This is a genomic window from Veillonella sp. T14073-2 (genome assembly GCF_002959875.1).
Taxonomy (GTDB): domain Bacteria; phylum Bacillota; class Negativicutes; order Veillonellales; family Veillonellaceae; genus Veillonella; species Veillonella infantium.
Map to the genome: position 1 here is coordinate 180,552 of NZ_PPDC01000001.1, position 15,060 is coordinate 195,611.

Here is a 15,060-nt window from a genome sequence, read left to right on the forward strand (position 1 = left end):
CATTTTATGTACTCTGATATTCAGGAGGTAATTATGAGCACATATAACCCATATGAAAACATGTTAAACACATTAGACGTAGCCGCAGAAAAACTTGGCTATACTCGTAGCGAATACGAAGTATTGCGTCATCCAGAACGCGAATTAAAGGTAGCAGTACCTCTTCAACTAGACAATGGTGAAGTTCGCGTATACGAAGGCTATCGTTGTCAACACTCCACATTACGTGGCAGTGCTAAAGGCGGTCTTCGCTTCCATCCGGACTCCGATGAAAACGAAGTTCGTGCACTGGCAGCTTGGATGACTATCAAAAACGCTATCGCTAACATTCCTTACGGTGGCGGTAAAGGCGGTATCAAAGTTGATCCTAAAACTTTGAATCCTCGCGAATTAGAACGCTTAACTCGTAACTTTGTACGTCGTATTGCTCCAATCATTGGCGTTAATACTGACGTTCCTGCACCAGACGTAAATACTAATGCGCAAATCATGAGCTGGATTGCTGACGAATACAGCACATTAAAAGGCGAATGGAGCCCTGGTATCGTTACTGGTAAACCTATCGAAGTAGGCGGCTCCTTAGGTCGTAACGAAGCAACTGGTCGCGGCTGTCTCATCGCTTTACAAAGTTACTTAGCTAAGAAAAACTTAGACATCAAAAACCTTACTGTAGCAGTTCAAGGCTTCGGTAACGTAGGCTCCGTAGGTGCTCGCCTTATGGCTCAAGCAGGCGCTAAAGTTGTTGCTATCGGCGACGTAAGTGTTAACATCTACAACCCTAACGGTATTGATGTGGAAAAAGCATACGAATATGCTAACTCCCATGGTCGTTCCCTTGAAGGTTACAGCGAACCAGGTATGACTACAATTGGCGCTCAAGATTTATTGGCTCAACCAGTTGATGTATTGTACATGGCAGCTCTTGAAAACCAATTGAACAAAGATAACATGGAAAACATCCAAGCTAAAATCATCTTGGAAGGTGCTAATGGCCCTACCACTAATGATGCAGATAAATACTTCTATGAAAAAGGTATCGACATCATCCCTGACGTTCTTGCTAACGGCGGCGGCGTAGTTGTATCCTACTATGAATGGGTCCAAAACAAAGCTAGCTTCTACTGGACTGAAGAAGAAGTTAATGAACGCTTAACTAAAAATATGCAAAATAGCTTTGAAGCAGTTTGGGAAATGCAACATAAATACAATGTACCTCCTCGTCAAGCAGCGTACATGGTTGCCCTTGAACGTCTCGTAGTAGAAACTAAATGGCGCGGCTACAACTGCTAATACTTTCAACCTCCATAACATTTAGCCATAAAAAAGGCGTAAGCTCACATCGAGCTTACGCCTTTTTACCTATGTACTTTTTTATTTGAAAACACCTAATAAAGCAGCCATGCTAGGACGGCTGATCAATGCTTTCACCAAAACAGAGCCAAGCACTGCTGGAATTGTTTGACCTACGATGAGGTTCAATACCAATGGCCAGTATGGAAGGCCAAGTAATGGGCTGAGCCATAACGGTACACATAATGCTGGAACAAAGATAATTGGTAGAATCGCCCACCAAGCACTAAGGCCAAGCTTACGCATACCTACGATTATACCTGTTGTTAAAATACCAACGCCAAAGCCTCCCATCATATCGAGGATACCAAGACCACCGAATAGGAAGTTAGAAATGAGGTTGCCAATCCCCATAGGAATTACCAAAAACGGAAAGGCATAAGCAAGTGCATATAATGATGTTGCTATACGAATTTGGTACGCTCCGAAAGAAATGCTTTGCGTTAAATATAGTACAACGATGTACAATGCCACAACCATGGCAGAAATAGTCAATTTACGTGTAGTAATCATAACACTCACCTCCTCAAATAAAAAAAGCATGGCAAAACTACCATGCTATAAATGCTTATGAATTTCCGTAGTTTTGTTTAGAGACAGGATGGTTTCAAACTGTCTTATTTAGTTGTGCGCTTATAATATCATATATTTTCAATATTTTCAAGTCGAGGAACGTTGAAAGCGGCCTATTACAGTAACTACTATCGGTGTAATATTGGCAAGGACGGGGTGGTAGGAGATACCTTTCCTCATCGCTCCACTGGCTATACGGTCATCGGCCTAGGGCCTCGACCTGCCAAAGTCGCTCTTTGAAAAGGTATCTCCTGCCACTGCGAATTTAGGTAATCAACAAATAAGCTAATATTAGTGACTCGAAAGTCCGCCTGTTCTCAAATATGCTATCTTATATTTTAGAATATATGGCAAAGTAGCTGCCTAAAAGGCAGCTACTAATCTAAGCCAGTTTACGGGTATTATAGGGCAGGGTCTTCGATGCCATTGGCGTGAAAGGCGGCTTGTCTGTCGATGCAGGTACCGCAGTGTCCGCATGGTTTGTCGCCGCCTTCGTAGCAAGACCATGTTAGGTGGTATGGAACGCCAAGTCGTAGGCCTTCTTTTACGACGTCTGCTTTATTATGGTTAATGAATGGAGCTTCTAATGAACATTCTTTACCGGATCCTTCGAAGATGGCGTCACCCATGGATTTATAGAAGTGTTCTGTACAGTCTGGGTATGCGTTGCCCGCCGCATCATCGCTATGGGCACCGTAGTAGATATAGCCGCATTCCAGAGAGAGTGCTAAAGATGCTGCCGCAGATAGGAATAGACCATTTCTAAATGGTACATAGGTACTAACTGTGCCTTCTCCTTCTACCTCTTGTTGTTCCTTGTATGAACCTTGAGGTATTTCCTCTGTGGATTGGGTCAATAAAGAGCAATTGCTGAAGGCAAACAATTTAGTAACATCCATCGTTTTACCTTCAATTCCATAATAAGCGAGAATAGATGCAGCAGCCTCTAGTTCTTTACTATGTTTTTGACCATATTGAATGGATAAAGGCACTACATTGTCTTTGCCAAATCTTTCAATAGCTAGCGCTAAACATGTAGTACTATCTACCCCACCGCTGAATAAGACAACAGCCTTTTGTTTTTGAGCCATAAGGTCTCCTTTCACCTATTACAACAGCCCCATCCGTGGATGAGGCTGTGCTTTTACATTCACTAAAATTTTATAGATCAATTACCAATTCTACTGGACAGTGATCGGAGCCAAAGATTTGTTGGTGAATTTTAGCTTCTTGAATTTTGTCGTCAAGACGTTTAGAGGTGATGAAATAGTCAATTCTCCATCCCGTATTTCGTTCACGAGCCTTGCCCATATAAGACCACCAGCTGTATTCTTCAATAGCATCTGGATATAGGTGACGGAATGTATCAGTGAAACCAGCACCTAACAGTTCTGTCATTTTTGCACGTTCTTCGTCGGAGAAGCCCGCATTTTTACGGTTTGTCTTAGGATTTTTAAGGTCTATTTCTTGATGGGCTACGTTAAGGTCACCACAGAGAATAACTGGTTTTTTCTTATCTAATTCAAGCAAATAGTTACGGAATGCATCTTCCCAAGTCATACGGTACTCAAGACGAGCCAATTCACGTTGGCTATTTGGCGTATAGCAGCATACTAAATAGAAATTGTCATATTCAGCAGTAATAACACGGCCCTCTTGATCGTGTTCTTCAATGCCAATACCGTTAGTTACGGACAACGGTTTAATACGCGTGAATACAGCCGTACCACTATAGCCTTTTTTCACAGCGCTATTCCAGTATTGCTCATAGCCTGGCAATTCCAAAGAAATTTGATCAGGTTGCAATTTTGTTTCTTGTAAACAGAAAATATCCGCATCTAGCTCGTTAAAGGATTCCATAAATCCTTTTGTTACAGCCGCACGAAGGCCGTTTACATTCCAAGAAATTAATTTCAATGCTTACTCCTTATTCTAATAGTGCTTTTACATACTAATATAGTTTGTGAAAGCCTCTATTTCAACATTTTCCTTATATTTCAAAAATATTCTTATTTATACTAGTAATTATAGTATGTTATACAGTTCAGCCAGAAAGTTGTACATTACTATTGTTTGTGTTTCTTTGCATGTCTTGCTTCCGCACGAGCCTTTCGAGCGTTTTCGTTTGCTTTAAGATCACTTTCACGTTTTTCACGGAAATAATTAGCTATGGAAGATAAAACAAGAATTACCAACACCGTAACATTAAACATGCCGGGCCCGAAGGTATAGATGTGATAACACAAATAACCAAACGCAACAAGGGTTAGTAGATGTTTTAATATTTTCATTTGCCCTCCTGTATTATCGTAATGTTTCTACACCAGTCTTAAGTGGGAAACCGTCATAGGTTACCCAGTCACTAGAGCTCCCAACATATAAAGCCGATTCAAGCCCTACTTCGCTCATAGTTAACAGCGCATTACAAGCGGTTACCCCTGAGCCACAGTAAGTCACAACAGGTCTATTTTGGTAGATTTCATTATAGTACTCGGCTTCTAAATCTTTTACAGACTTAGGCCCATCTACGGTATAACCACTTTCATAAAAATGATTAACAGCACCAGGAATGTGACCAGTCATGCCATCCATCGTATCTACTTGAGACCCATCGTAGCGGAACGGCGCACGAGCATCAATGATAACATGATCCCCGCTTTCACTAGCCTTGAGAACCTCATCACGACTCATAACCATGTGAGTTTGCAATTCATAATTAAAAACTGTTGGTTCTGTAGGCAACGGAGTAGGATCTTTAGTAAGAACATGACCTTCTTTAACCCAACGTTCAATACCGCCCGACAATACGCGCACATCAGATAACCCCATATAGCGCAAAGTCCACCATAAACGTCCCGCCAAGAAAAGCCAAGAGTCATATACAACAACCTTGGAATCGCGAGTGATCCCGTAAGACTCAAAAGTATGAGCCAACTGCTCCATATCCGGCAATGGATGACGACCGCCATGCTCACCTACAGGACCTGTTAAATCCTTATCTAAATCTACAGGAAAAGCCCCCTTAATATGACCTTGTTTATAATCTTGATAGCCTCGAGCATCTAAAATAATGACCTCGTCGAGACAAGCTAATAATTCTTTAGGAGTGATAAAATTTGACATAAGTACTCCTTTCTTTTTATTATATCGAAAAATACAAATTTGATAATATTATTATATAACGATATGAAAGTATGGACAATGAATATCAAAATATAATTTAAACAATACTTATATATGCACTAATAATTCTTGTACATTACAAATAGGCTATCCATTAAAATAAAAGGTACACTTATATATCATAATAAGCATACCTTTATATATTATGTTATAAACGTTTAGAGATCGCATCTACTGCATCAATATCAGCAGGTAACCAATCTACTGAGTATAAATTCTCTTTTGAAAGCCATTTTGCCGCTTCGTGTTCTAATAGAGTAATATCAGAGTCATTTACTAAAGAACATAAATAGCAATGCATTGTTAAATCAAACTTCTCATATCCTGTATATTCAATAGTAATAATATGTTCCAGAACGGTAATCTCGGCTTCTAGTTCTTCATGTATTTCTCTTTTGAGTGCTACCTCGTGAGCTTCGCCAGGCTCAACCTTACCACCTGGAAACTCCCAACCATCTTTTAGATCACCATAACCACGTTGAGTAGCTAATATAGTATTATCTTTTTTGATAATTGCTGCTACAACTTCAATATGTTTTCGTTCTTCACTCATATATCCTTACCCATTAATAATATAATCATAAATATCATCCCGTACAGGCACTTCAAGTTGATACTCTAGCTCTACTGCCATAGTACCATTTGCCATAAAGATTTCTTTAGCTCGTTCTCGCCCTGTAGAATGAATAGGACCCAAATAGTAAAACTCTTTAGACTCTTCATCATCCTTATTCTTTCTCATAAATAAGTGCATAGAAACACCTAAGGCATCAGCATTAAATGCAGTCTGCACATCATCAGAAGAAAATGATCGTTTATTTTTAGAAATAGCTTTCAATAATCCTGGATTTTCAAATCTATCTTCATACTTAATAGTATCTTGAATATCATCTGCTTTATGATAATTGATGAATACAGGATATGTCTTTGTTTCCTTATGGAATTTATATCCCCCAATATTCAATGGCACTTCATTTTGAGGCCATTCTAATAATTGGCACACTTGTTCATAGGTATACTTTTCATATAAAGCAAAAGGAGTATTCGGATAAATCTTACCTTTATATTTATCATCAAACTGTTTCAAACCATAGGCGACAAGTTCTTGCACTTGCTCTTTAAAATTACTATTTTCTAATGCATCTTTAAATGCTTGAGATATTCCATAACGACCATTAGATAATTCAATAAATACACTATCTTCAAATGTTTTTTGTGCCGCTTTCACACCGAATTGATTTGTCATAACATTAATGAGATTAATTCGCCCATGCTCAGATAATTCTACATTATATGTATTTAAAAGCTCATTAGATACATATGTAATAACATCCTGCTTTTCTTCTAATAATGCTTGTAATACTAATAGCTCTCGTACACGTATTCCTGTTGTTAGTTTTTGAGATATAAAATGTAACATTCGTTCCTGAATAGGTGTAAATGATACATCATAGTCTTTATCTTTAATTTTTATCAAGAAATTATGATAAGACTTAAATTTATAAAAAATCCGACTTACATCAATAGAGCCATGTTCTGCAAAATCAGAAATTCTAGGAATACGACCTAATTTAAAGCGCAAATTAAAATAGGCTTCTTTTATTAATTTCATATCAGAAAACTTTGCTGTATCAATAGATTCGTAAATACGTTGTTTCGCAATTTTATCAAAATGTACTGTTGAGCTACCAGGGATAATACGATTACCTGCTTGTACATATCGACGCAATGTATCTTTGTTATAACTTCTATCACCAGATAGTGCCAAGGGAATCATAAAGTTATTTGTATAGTTCCCAATAAAATCAAGGATAACTACATATTCCTTATCTTCAAACTTACGAAGTCCACGCCCTAACTGTTGAATAAAAATTATTGGGCTTTCAGTTTGACGTAACATAATAACTTGATTGATTTCAGGTATATCAACGCCTTCATTAAATATATCTACAGTAAAGATATAATCTAACTGCTCATCAAGTCTACCTTGATACTCCCCAGTTCCTGTTAATCGGGCGATCGTTTTCTCTCTAATTTCTTGGCTATCCTCACCCGTCAAGCTTACCGTGCGATAAATCCCCCGCTCATTAAAAGCGTCAGATAAAGCCTTTGCTTCAACGCGATTACTGCAGAATACCAGGCCTTTTACTCGACTACCACTATGTCCAAAGTAGCGAATCTTTTCAATAATTTTATCTACACGCTCCTTTGTTGATAAATTAGAAAAAGTAACCTCCATATCACCAATCGGTTCGTCTGTATCAACCCATAAGTCACTAATACCAAAATAGTGGAATGGACACAATAAATCTTCCTCTAGAGCCTGTTGTAATCGAATTTCATAAATAATATTATGATCAAATAGCTCATATAAATCATAACCATCAGTCCGCTCCGGACTTGCAGTCATACCTAATAGAAACTGTGGTTTAAAATAGTCGATAATACGTTGATAACTTTCAGAGCCTGCACGATGTACTTCGTCAATAATAATACAATCAAAAGTTTTTGGATCGTATTGTTTCATTACATCATAACGCCCCATCATTTGCATTGTAGAAAATACATGGGTAGCATCATATTTTTTAACATTACCAGATACTAACCCAAACGTTATAAATGGATCATTATAAACCCGTGAAAAACTTGCCATTGCTTGTTTTGCTATTTGTTCTCGATGCACTATAAATAATATTCTTTTCGGATTCATTTCGCGCATCGCAAAAGCCGCTGCATAGGTTTTCCCCGTCCCCGTAGCAGAAATTAGAAGTCCTCGTTTAGCATGATTCGCTCTTAATTCATTAAAGTTGGCAATAAACTGCTGTTGCATCATATTAGGTTCTAAGGCCGGTAAATCTACCTTCTTAAATTGTTCCGCTACAGACCTTTGTGAAAAACGCTCTGGACGAACCCATCTAGGCTTATACCAAGGTATAAACTCTTCATAAGGAATGGCAAATTTTGAATTCCAATACAGATCAAATTCCTCATTAATCTCTCGAGCATAAGTATCGCTACCATGTACTTCAGAACGGGTATTCCACTCTCTATTGCTCTTTAGCGCATTAATAGTTAAATTAGAACTACCTATTATAATTTGATAGGATTCATCTTTCCTAAAAATATATCCCTTTGTGTGAAAACCATGTCCACTACCTTGAGTAGTACAATATACCTTCAAATCAATATTCTTTAGATTACCTAAATCTTCTAGAACTTGTGGACTATTAAAACCAAGATAATCTGTTGTTAATATGCGACCATGTACACCTCGATTTTCTAACTCTTTAAGTATTGGCTTTAATGTTAGTAATCCTTCTGGTGTTATAAATGCTACAGATATTAAAAACTCATCACAATTACGCAAGCCATCTTCTATAGCAGATAGCACATTGCGCCCTTCCCCATTTGCTATGAGTTCTGAAGATGTAGCAAAGTTGAGCAAACGATTCGATTCTGACATAAAAAACTCCCCATATTATGAATACTATACTTGCTATTATACCAGCCGCAGCTGCAGCGTCTAGAGAAATATATTTTTATGCAGAATAGCTTATTTATGTGAAAGCCTTTTAAGGCTATCCCTCTACAAATCACTAATTACAAATATTAATACATGTTCACATAACATAATTTCATCTATTCCTTATGATTCTCCGCTCTATACGTCTTTTTTGGGACCTAAGTTTATGATATAATATAACTAATGACTCTTAGGGGCGTAGTCCGCCCAAACGGATCCAAAAAGAGTTAGTGTGTTTTCAAGGAGCGTGCGCAGTTGAAAAAGGGGTACATCAAGTTAATAGCAGCCGTTATACTTGGCATCGCTATTATCGGTGGTGGGATCTACGGGGTGTATACACTCTTGTCATCCAATACAACGACAATTTTATATCGATCAACCGTTGACGACAAGATCAACGCTATCCGACCTTATATCGTCGCATTAGACTCATATAACGCGTACAGTGTAGCCTATGCAAATCAATTACAACCAACGCTTGAAGAGTTACGTAATGGGTCCCATAACACGACGATTACATTACCTAAATACAAAGATCTTAAAACAGCATTAGAGGCTGCAAAGCAAGATAGCCCTACTCCATACGAAGATGTAAATCAATCAACTAATGATGTGTTAGCAGTGCTAGATCAATTGATTCCTGTTGCGGATCAATTGCAAGCCTACTATGTAGAACGTCGTTTTGAAAAAGATAATTTCAAAGGTAGCGATGAGTTAGCGGCACAGTATGTACCTCTAGCTGAACAATTCTACGCTACATACAACGCTTTAGATTTAGCCTTAGATAATCGTAATAATGAGCTCTATACAGAACGCATGACTGAATATCAAGGTGAAAAACGTGAAAATGCAGTTAACTTCATCGAGTTAAATCTCATGACTGCTCAAACAATCGACCTTATCGATCCAGATGGAAATACGGATACCCAAAAGGTTGAAGCAAACTTGCAACAAATCACGCAACGCATCAACAAATTACAACCTGGTACAACATCAGAAACACAAAATGCGGTTCGCGAGTATCAAGATTCCGTAAAAGAATTTGTCGCAGAGGCTCGCAACTATATCATCATCAATTCTTCCTACGGCGAAGCATATACACAACTTTTTATAAAATATAACAAAATGGTTGGTAAAGCAAATGTCGTAAATATGGCAGAACTTGATGCAACAGAGCAAAAGAAAAAATAACTAACTACACAAAGAGGACTAGCCATGGCTAGTCCTCTTTTGATATGTCTACAATTACTTTAAATTATATTAACAAGTTTCATTACTATAGGTTTATATAATAAAATTATTTCCGTTTTAAGTCTTTCGTAATGATATAGTATTCAGATGGAGATATCTTAATACCATCGATATTATTATTCCCTACAATATTAATCTTAGGATATCCAAGGAAGAGTGCTATCGAATCATCTAGCATCAATTGTTGTGCATTAATCACCGCATTACGACGCACCAGTGGATCGTTAGCACTTTCACCAAGAGCTAACAATTCATCGAAACGTGGATTAGAGAATCCAGAGCCGTTTGCATCACTACCTGTCCCCCAGTATTGTTTCAAGAACCATACAGGTTGGCCAGTATTAGCAGTAACTACACTAGAGATGAGCATATCGTAATCTCCAGATTGCGCCAATGTATCGATCACAGCATAGTCTACGATTTTAATTTGTAAATCTACACCAATTTTCTTATAGTCCGCTTGTAATGCCTCTGCATATAATGGCAATTCAGGGCGAGATGTATAGGCATAGAAATCAAGTACTAGGTTTTCACCATCTTTATCTACAATGCCATCTCCATTTGTATCAATATAACCTTCACGTTTAAGTAATTCTTTAGCACGTTCAATATTATATGTATTAGGGTCCCGCAATTGATTGAATCCATAATCAATGGATGGTGGCAATGGAGCCTTACCGGCAACAAAGGTATCCTTCATAAGGTTCTTTGCATAAGACTCACGGTCTGCTCCGGCAATGAGGGCCGCTCGAAGATTAGCACTCTTAAGCTTGCCTTTTTGGCTCATCCGAACGAATACATCACGTAAGGATGATTCTTCATAAATAGTAAATTTCTTATCGTTTTGGAAGATACCATATTCGCCAGGTCCAATGCTAACAGCCATATCTACATCACCCGCTTGCAATGCCATAGCTCGTGTATTGGCATCGTTAATAGATGGAATTTCAACCTTACCGAAGCCTGGCTTGCCATCCCAGTAGTTATCATTCCGTGCTAGCTCAGCACGCTCTTTTGTAAATGATGTCACTACATAAGGCCCAGTCCCAATAGGACCTTCCTTTGCTATATCACGACCATTTGCTTCTGCAGTCACATCCATAATAAGGAACAATGGATCTCCCAACAAATTTGGCAAATTATAATAAGGCTTATCTGTCTTGATTGTAAGTTCTTGACCATTAGCCATCATTTCTGTGTAATTAAAGAACGTCTTTGCTCGTTTACTTTTTGTAAAAGTCCTTTCCAAGGATGCTTTTACGGCCTCTGCTGTAAGAGGATTACCATTAGAGAACTTAACCTTATCGTTAATGGTAAAAGTCCAGGTCAGCTTGTCATCACTTTGTTTCCAAGATGATGCTAACCATGGTTTAGCATTCATGTGATCATCAAACTTGGTGAGTGTTTCGCCAACACCGTACCGTACAACAGCCCAGCTAAAATAGTTTTCTGTTGGTTCTAATGTACCCGCAAAGCTAATAGCTCCTACCTTTAATACATCATTAGATGAATCAGAGGATTGATTTATGCAGCCTACAGTACCAAGGACCGTAACACCCAGCATCATGCTAATCAGTAACACCTTACGTAATCCTTTCATTCACACACCTAACCTTTCTCTATATCTATATCACTTCATATGAGCATATTTCAATTATACCCATGGGGGTATGTTGCTTAGTCAACTATACTATATAGTTAGTGTTAACACAATCATTTCTAAGAAAATTTTCGATATAATTATATATATAAGAAAATCTGTATAGATACGTAACATACAAAAATAGCAGTTAGCTCTAAAGCTAACTGCTATTATATATGTACCTATTGTATTTTATCCATATTAGTAGGCGAATCCTCTAGTCGAATACACTAGGCGATCGCTACAATGAGAAGTCGGATACGTTGTGTCAAAGTCCTATGCTTCTACAGCTGCTTCTTCTAAAGTAAGTGGCTTATGATCTTGGCCAATTTCAAAGATGGAGCTCAATAGAACTTTTGTATAAGGATGCTTCGCATCAGCTAAGTGAAATGCATCTAGTTCTTCAACAATAGCGCCTTTGTGCATTACGACCACCTTGTGGCACATAGTACGAATGAACGCAATATCATGAGCGATAAATAGGTATGTTAAATTTTTCTTTTTTTGTAAACGCGCCAATAAATAGGCAATGGAGTCTTGTACGGATACGTCTAGAGCACTAGTAGCCTCGTCTAATACGAGAATTTCAGGCTCTAATACGATAGCACGAGCAATGGCAACACGTTGACGTTGACCACCAGACATTTCATGAGGATAGCGATGCATAAACTCGCGAGGTAAATCTACCATTTCAAGATAATCACCAGCAATTTGTTCTTCCGTTCCCTTTTTAAGAAGGCCAAAGTTGTATAGTGGCTCAAGAATAATATCCTTTACCTTCATCCGCGGATTAAACGCTGCAGATGGATCTTGAAATACCATTTGAATTTTCTTGCGGTATTCTTTTGTTTGCTCAGAGTTCATATGTTGAATCTCTACACCATCTACATAAATCTCGCCTTCTGTAATAGGCAGCATCTTCATGATCATACGAACCAAAGTCGTTTTACCAGAGCCAGACTCACCTACAATCCCAAGGGACTCGCCTTTTTCTAAGGTAATATTGATATCCTTACATGCTTCGAGCTCACCACCAGTAGGAAGTGGGAATCGTTTACATACATTTTTTAATTCTACAGCGTAGTTAGTCAATGTAACGACCTCCTCCCAATGTTGGTACCGCATCTTTTAATTGTTTCGTATATTCATTAGATGGATTTTCCAAAATGTCTTGAGGCGTACCAGCATCTACGACACGACCTTTTTTCATAACGATAATATAGTCGGACATATAGGCCGCTACACCAAGGTTATGCGTAACCATTACGATAGCAGAATTATGCTCTTTAGCAAGTTCTAGCATTTGCATAACAACTTGTGATTGTGTTGTTACATCTAAAGCAGATGTAGGTTCATCACCAATTAATAACGCAGGATCCATCGCTAATGCCATAGCAATGCCCACACGTTGGCGTTGACCACCAGATAATTCGTGAGGATAACGACGTAATATATCTGCCCCATTAGGAAGAGAAACAGATTCTAATAACTCAATTGCTCGTCGATCACATTCATCATTGGTAATTTCCACATGAGATTTAAATAATTCTCTAAACTGTTTACCAATGCGAACTATTGGGTCTAAAGCACTACCACTATCTTGGAAAATCATGGCCATATCTTTACCACGTATGGCTCTCCATTCTGACTTAGATAGGGTGCGAAGATCTTGACCATTAAAGATCATAGTACCATCTGTGACCTCACCACCTATAGGCAACAAACCCATGAGGGCACGGATCACGGTAGTTTTACCGGATCCAGATTCCCCTACAATGGTCAATACCTTACCGCGTTCCAAGGTAAAGTTTACATCCATAACAGCAGGCACACCTTGGTACGCGATGTTAAGGTTCTCTACAGTTAGTATGTTTTCTGCCATTATAGCTCCTTATTATTTTGTAATTTTATTAGTAATCCAGTAGTAGTCACTTGGGTACATGACAGCACCTTTCAAGTAAGAACCAGTAACGATATTAGTTTTAGGGTAACCTAAGAACAATGCAGCACCATCATTCATCAATAATTGTTGAATTTGAATTGCATAGTCACGACGTTTTGCAGGATCGAATTCAGTTTCAGCAGCATCTAACAATTGGTCAACTTGTGGATTGGAATAACCAGAACCGTTTTGAGGGTTGGAACCATTGTCATTTGTATGCCAGTAGTTAGCCAAGAACCAGATTGGATCGCCTGTATTAGCTGTTACGATATTGGAAATAAGCATATCATAGTCGCCATCTTGACCCATTTTATCGATCAAGTTATAGTCAACCGTTTTAATTTTCATGTCAATACCAACTTTTTTGAGGTCAGCTTGAACAGCTTCTGCATAAAGTGGCAATTCAGCACGAGAATTATATACTACGAAGTCGAATGTTAATGGTTTACCATCTTTATCAAGGATGCCGTCCCCATCAGTATCTTTCCAACCATCTTCCGCTAATAATTGTTTAGAACGTTCAGGGTTATACGCATTAGGATCTTTTAAATCATTGAATCCATAGTCCATGGATGGTGGAATTGGAGCAGAACCAGGAATGAATGTACCTTTTAACAATACATCAGCATAGTTTTTACGGTCTGTGGCAGAAATAACTGCAGCACGTACTTTGTCATCACCAAGAATCCCTTTTTGGTTAATACGAGCCAATACTACGCGAAGGGATGCAATTTCATCAACCTTAAACTTATCGTTATTTTGGAATAAGCCGATTTCACCAGCACCGATGTTAACCGCCATATCAACATCGCCAGATTGTAAGCTCATAGCGCGCGTATTAGGGTCATCGATGGAAGGAATTTCTACAGTTTTAAATGGTACTGTACCATCCCAATAGTTTTCACTAGCAGCCATCTCAGCACGTTCTTTTGTGAAAGATTTAACTACGTATGGACCTGTACCAATAGGACCTTCCTTGGCAAAGTTACGGCCATCTTTTTCTGCTTGAACGTCAACGATTAGGAACAACGGATCCGCTAAAAGGCCAGGCATATTAGGATATTCTTTTGTTGTATGAATAACTAATTGTTGACCATTAGCTTCCATAGAGTCATATTCGAAGAATGTTTTCGCACGATTGGATTTTTCAAAAGCCCGTTCGATAGATGCTTTAACAGCTGCAGCATCAACTTTTTTACCATTGGAGAATTTCACCTTATCATTGATTGTGAAAGTCCAAGTTTTATGGTCTGGGGATACTTCCCATTTAGATGCAATCCATGGTTGAGGTTTCATGTGTTCATCAAACTTCGCCAATGTTTCGCCTACACCATAGCGCATGACAACCCATGCGAAGAAGTTTTCTGTAGGTTCTAATGTGGATGCGAAGTTAGTTACACCAACTTTTAAAACATCCTTATTAGCAGCACCATTATTATCAGAGCCGCAACCAGCGATGAAGGAACCCATCATTACAATGCTAAGACCTGCTAAGAGGGCCTTTTTCCAAGATTTTTTCATGTAAAATCTCCTTGTACCATTACATATAAACATAAAACATACACATCATGACCACTACAATCTACAATAGTCATA

13 protein-coding genes are annotated in these 15,060 nt (G+C 38.4%); 2 read left to right on the forward strand and 11 right to left on the reverse strand.

Features of this window, described 5'->3' with window-relative positions:
• Window positions 1-33 precede the first annotated feature (33 nt).
• Window positions 34-1,290, forward strand: a complete 1,257-nt coding sequence (locus VCHSUH04_RS00995) for a Glu/Leu/Phe/Val dehydrogenase (RefSeq protein ID WP_105084953.1) — start codon at window positions 34-36, stop codon at window positions 1,288-1,290.
• Between the two features lie 81 nt (window positions 1,291-1,371).
• On the opposite strand, the gene VCHSUH04_RS01000 is transcribed toward VCHSUH04_RS00995, so the two are convergent.
• The 7 genes from VCHSUH04_RS01000 to VCHSUH04_RS01030 all read right to left on the reverse strand — a co-directional run bounded on the left by VCHSUH04_RS01000 (window position 1,372) and on the right by VCHSUH04_RS01030 (window position 8,569).
• Window positions 1,372-1,863, reverse strand: coding sequence for a QueT transporter family protein (locus tag VCHSUH04_RS01000; protein WP_105084954.1), 492 nt, complete (start codon window positions 1,861-1,863; stop codon window positions 1,372-1,374).
• 461 nt (window positions 1,864-2,324) lie between these two features.
• Window positions 2,325-3,014: a 7-cyano-7-deazaguanine synthase QueC gene (queC, locus tag VCHSUH04_RS01005; RefSeq protein WP_105084955.1), complete on the reverse strand. Its 690-nt coding sequence runs from the start codon at window positions 3,012-3,014 to the stop codon at window positions 2,325-2,327.
• 70 nt (window positions 3,015-3,084) lie between these two features.
• Window positions 3,085-3,840, reverse strand: a complete 756-nt coding sequence (locus tag VCHSUH04_RS01010) for an exodeoxyribonuclease III (protein WP_105084956.1) — start codon at window positions 3,838-3,840, stop codon at window positions 3,085-3,087.
• Between the two features lie 149 nt (window positions 3,841-3,989).
• Window positions 3,990-4,214: a hypothetical protein gene (locus VCHSUH04_RS01015; RefSeq protein WP_024064459.1), complete on the reverse strand. Its 225-nt coding sequence runs from the start codon at window positions 4,212-4,214 to the stop codon at window positions 3,990-3,992.
• 13 nt (window positions 4,215-4,227) lie between these two features.
• Window positions 4,228-5,046, reverse strand: a complete 819-nt coding sequence (locus VCHSUH04_RS01020; RefSeq protein WP_105084957.1) for a sulfurtransferase — start codon at window positions 5,044-5,046, stop codon at window positions 4,228-4,230.
• A gap of 208 nt (window positions 5,047-5,254) precedes the next feature.
• On the reverse strand, window positions 5,255-5,659 hold the full coding sequence (locus VCHSUH04_RS01025; protein ID WP_105084958.1) for a (deoxy)nucleoside triphosphate pyrophosphohydrolase: 405 nt from the start codon (window positions 5,657-5,659) through the stop codon (window positions 5,255-5,257).
• Between the two features lie 6 nt (window positions 5,660-5,665).
• The gene (locus VCHSUH04_RS01030) at window positions 5,666-8,569 is read right to left on the reverse strand and encodes a DUF3427 domain-containing protein (protein WP_105084959.1); all 2,904 of its coding nucleotides are present in this window, start codon (window positions 8,567-8,569) and stop codon (window positions 5,666-5,668) included.
• A gap of 315 nt (window positions 8,570-8,884) precedes the next feature.
• Here VCHSUH04_RS01030 and VCHSUH04_RS01035 point away from each other — a divergent pair, with 315 nt between their 5' ends.
• Window positions 8,885-9,820, forward strand: coding sequence for a DUF3829 domain-containing protein (locus VCHSUH04_RS01035; RefSeq protein ID WP_105084960.1), 936 nt, complete (start codon window positions 8,885-8,887; stop codon window positions 9,818-9,820).
• A gap of 106 nt (window positions 9,821-9,926) precedes the next feature.
• Here the strand turns inward: VCHSUH04_RS01035 and VCHSUH04_RS01040 are convergent, their stop codons facing one another.
• The 4 genes from VCHSUH04_RS01040 to VCHSUH04_RS01055 form a co-directional block, all read right to left on the reverse strand.
• Window positions 9,927-11,480 carry an ABC transporter substrate-binding protein gene (locus VCHSUH04_RS01040; RefSeq protein ID WP_105084961.1) on the reverse strand — a complete coding sequence of 518 codons (1,554 nt, stop codon included), beginning with the start codon at window positions 11,478-11,480 and terminating at the stop codon, window positions 9,927-9,929.
• 318 nt (window positions 11,481-11,798) lie between these two features.
• Window positions 11,799-12,614 (reverse strand): ABC transporter ATP-binding protein, encoded by an 816-nt coding sequence (locus tag VCHSUH04_RS01045; RefSeq protein WP_105084962.1) that lies wholly within the window; start codon window positions 12,612-12,614, stop codon window positions 11,799-11,801.
• Window positions 12,607-13,404, reverse strand: a complete 798-nt coding sequence (locus VCHSUH04_RS01050; protein WP_105084963.1) for an ABC transporter ATP-binding protein — start codon at window positions 13,402-13,404, stop codon at window positions 12,607-12,609. The genes VCHSUH04_RS01045 and VCHSUH04_RS01050 overlap by 8 nt, the downstream gene beginning before the upstream one ends.
• Before the next feature lie 12 nt (window positions 13,405-13,416).
• Window positions 13,417-14,985: an ABC transporter substrate-binding protein gene (locus VCHSUH04_RS01055; RefSeq protein WP_105084964.1), complete on the reverse strand. Its 1,569-nt coding sequence runs from the start codon at window positions 14,983-14,985 to the stop codon at window positions 13,417-13,419.
• Window positions 14,986-15,060: the final 75 nt, after the last annotated feature.

Coding starts and splice junctions, on each gene's coding strand:
- VCHSUH04_RS00995 (WP_105084953.1), top strand. CDS start 34: ATGAGCACATATAACCCATATGAAAACATGTTAAACACATTAGACGTA.
- VCHSUH04_RS01000 (WP_105084954.1), bottom strand. CDS start 1,863: ATGATTACTACACGTAAATTGACTATTTCTGCCATGGTTGTGGCATTG.
- queC (WP_105084955.1), bottom strand. CDS start 3,014: ATGGCTCAAAAACAAAAGGCTGTTGTCTTATTCAGCGGTGGGGTAGAT.
- VCHSUH04_RS01015 (WP_024064459.1), bottom strand. CDS start 4,214: ATGAAAATATTAAAACATCTACTAACCCTTGTTGCGTTTGGTTATTTG.
- VCHSUH04_RS01020 (WP_105084957.1), bottom strand. CDS start 5,046: ATGTCAAATTTTATCACTCCTAAAGAATTATTAGCTTGTCTCGACGAG.
- VCHSUH04_RS01025 (WP_105084958.1), bottom strand. CDS start 5,659: ATGAGTGAAGAACGAAAACATATTGAAGTTGTAGCAGCAATTATCAAA.
- VCHSUH04_RS01030 (WP_105084959.1), bottom strand. CDS start 8,569: ATGTCAGAATCGAATCGTTTGCTCAACTTTGCTACATCTTCAGAACTC.
- VCHSUH04_RS01040 (WP_105084961.1), bottom strand. CDS start 11,480: ATGAAAGGATTACGTAAGGTGTTACTGATTAGCATGATGCTGGGTGTT.
- VCHSUH04_RS01050 (WP_105084963.1), bottom strand. CDS start 13,404: ATGGCAGAAAACATACTAACTGTAGAGAACCTTAACATCGCGTACCAA.
- VCHSUH04_RS01055 (WP_105084964.1), bottom strand. CDS start 14,985: ATGAAAAAATCTTGGAAAAAGGCCCTCTTAGCAGGTCTTAGCATTGTA.